The following is a 2,512-nucleotide window of genomic DNA, read 5'->3' on the forward strand; positions in this document are numbered from 1 at the left end:
GTATTTTAAGTGATGGAGATTGCTGATTGCCTCACGCTTTTGTTTCTCGCGTTCTTTAATAGGATTACGTAAAACAGAACGCCATTGATTTGCACATGCAAGGGCTTGTTTTAAAGAAACATCTCGCAACGCTCCCAATCCCATTTCACGGCTGCCCGTGAAAGGATATAACGATAAATCCATTGAGCACCACCATCTTTACGCTTATGAAGAAGCAAGCCGACACCATCACACTATTGCCAGCCCGTGGGTGTTGCTGCGACAGCTCTTGACACTTGAGAGCGTTCATAAGAGCCATTTTTACTTCTTTCTTATACAAATTTAATCCACACGCTCATCCCCCTTGTAACGTGCAAGCGAATGTTTTGATTGATTCAAGATAAGCAGGTTTGAAATGATAGAATCCTACGTTATTCGAGGTTCTAATTCAATATGAACAATAAATTAGCATTATAAATCAATGGATTATATGAAATATATGTGGTATATTTGGGAGCAAAAGACTATGGTTTTGGAACTAAAGACATTGTATATGTGCGATAAAGATCACTTCCATCTTTAAATGAAAGATAACGCAATGACACCCAGCCTATTTGAGCATTATACCGGATATGGCACCAATTTCCTTCACAATTTTTAACAAAAACCAATTCTCCAGCAGAGATTAAGCCACAAACTGCATATTGAGTGCTGGGTCCTGTTCTAAAATTAAGATCTGTCGTCACAAAGGCATCTGCTGCCTTGGATATTGTTGTGGCCAAAAAGCAAAGACCCAACATAAAAAGAATGACAAAAATTTTCATTTTTCTGCAAAGAACTTCTTTGGAAATTATCCTTCTCTCTTCGTATCCCATATGATTTCTTTTGCTAGACTATGATAAAATAAAAAAAATTACAATTCTTTCTTCTTTATGAGACTTTAAGGAAGAGAGTGAAGTTTAACGTTTTAAACACCAAAATGAGATGTTTTAAGCACTATTAGTGCATGTTTTGTTCCCTTTATTTATTTTTATATGGAAAACAGGGATACTGTACTATATAATGGAAAAGATCGTAGTTTTCGGATTCCAAAAGTAATTTTGGAAGCCGTTTTTTGTATTTTTATTAAACTTTCCGTGTAATAGAAAGGGACGGATTATGGAAAAAGTTCCGATGACTACAGCTGGTTTTGAAAGTCTTAAAGAAGAGTTGCGTTGGCGTCAACAACAGGAACGTCCACGAATTATTGAAGCAATTTCTGAGGCGCGTGCACATGGTGATTTATCAGAAAATGCCGAGTATCACGCTGCTAAAGAAGCACAGAGTCATAATGAGGGGCGTATAAATGAGCTTGAAGATTATATCGCACGGGCAGAAGTTATAGATGTCTCTCGTCTTTCAGGCGACAAAATAAAATTTGGAGCGACCATTAAACTCTTGGATGAGGATACTGAAGAAAAAAAGGTGTATCAGATTGTAGGGGATCAAGAAGCTGATGTAAAAATTGGTAAAATTTCTATTTCTTCACCGATTGCACGTGCACTCATAGGCAAGCAAGAGGGTGATGTGATTGAAGTGAATGCGCCTGGTGGTGCGCATAATTACGAAATCATTAAGGTTCAGTACATTTAAATATCTAAAGTGTTATGCGTGTATCTTTGGAAGAAACTGAAATTATTGCACCTCACTTTAAGAGGCGTTTATCGGGAGTGACATCTACAATTATTCAGCTTATTCCATTGATGCGCAAACAGGGCATGCGTATATCCACTCTGGGGTTTGGATTGCCAAAAAAAATGCCGGCTCTTGCATTTATAGACCTTTTCGGACTTTGGAAAAGTCCGAAAGGGAAGCCGTTTCGTATTTGGCATGCAAGGCGCAATGTTGAGATGCTTTGTGGGGTCTTTTTGCGCGATATCTTAAAAATGAAGCTGAAACTTGTCTTTACATCGGCTTCACAACGCCATCATAAGTCTTTTACCAAATGGTTGATTCGCCGTATGGATAGGGTTATTGCTACTAGTACACATACGGGCGCTTATTTGGAGGTGCCTCATAAGGTTATTATGCATGGGGTGGATGTAAGGCGTTTTACGCCACCACAGACTCTTAATGATTACTTTTCTTCGACAGGATTTCCAGGGAAATATGCGGTAGGATGTTTTGGACGTGTTCGTAGCTCAAAGGGAACAGATTTATTTGTTGATGCCATGATAGCATTATTACCCCACTATCCTGAGTGGACAGCACTTATTGCTGGTCGTACGACAGAACAACATTATCATTTTGAAAAAGAATTACGCCAGAAGATTGCTAAAGCTGGGTTGAATGATCGCATTATTTTTCTTGGTGAGATTCTGGATATCCCTGTGTGGTATCGTCGTTTATCGCTTTATGTGGCGCCTTCTCGTACAGAGGGGTTCGGTTTAACGCCATTAGAGGCAATGGCATCACAGGTTGCGGTTGTAACGAGTGATGCAGGAGCTTATAAAGAATTGGTTGTAGAAGCAACAGGAACGGTTGTAAAAGCAGG

The 2,512-nt window shown here is 39.2% G+C and carries 3 protein-coding genes and 1 pseudogene; 2 read left to right on the forward strand and 2 right to left on the reverse strand.

The features are described from left to right. Together BN338_RS13100 and BN338_RS05270 are read right to left on the reverse strand one after the other, a co-directional pair. Window positions 1–289: pseudogene (locus tag BN338_RS13100) on the reverse strand (Arm DNA-binding domain-containing protein); the annotation flags it as partial. A 214-nt stretch (window positions 290–503) separates the two neighbouring features. Continuing rightward, the gene (locus BN338_RS05270; protein WP_156809259.1) at window positions 504–803 is read right to left on the reverse strand and encodes an SH3 domain-containing protein; all 300 of its coding nucleotides are present in this window, start codon (window positions 801–803) and stop codon (window positions 504–506) included. 334 nt (window positions 804–1,137) lie between these two features. Between BN338_RS05270 and greA the strand changes: the two genes are divergently transcribed. Both greA and BN338_RS05280 read left to right on the forward strand, forming a co-directional pair. Beyond that, a complete protein-coding gene (gene greA, locus BN338_RS05275) occupies window positions 1,138–1,611 on the forward strand; it encodes a transcription elongation factor GreA (protein ID WP_005773808.1) in 474 nt (157 codons plus the stop codon). Window positions 1,612–1,625: 14 nt separating this feature from the next. Next, a partial coding sequence (locus BN338_RS05280) for a glycosyltransferase family 4 protein (protein WP_039760119.1) occupies window positions 1,626–2,512 on the forward strand: 887 nt, incomplete at its 3' end.

It is taken from the genome of Bartonella queenslandensis AUST/NH15 (assembly GCF_000312585.1).
Lineage (GTDB): Bacteria > Pseudomonadota > Alphaproteobacteria > Rhizobiales > Rhizobiaceae > Bartonella > Bartonella queenslandensis_A.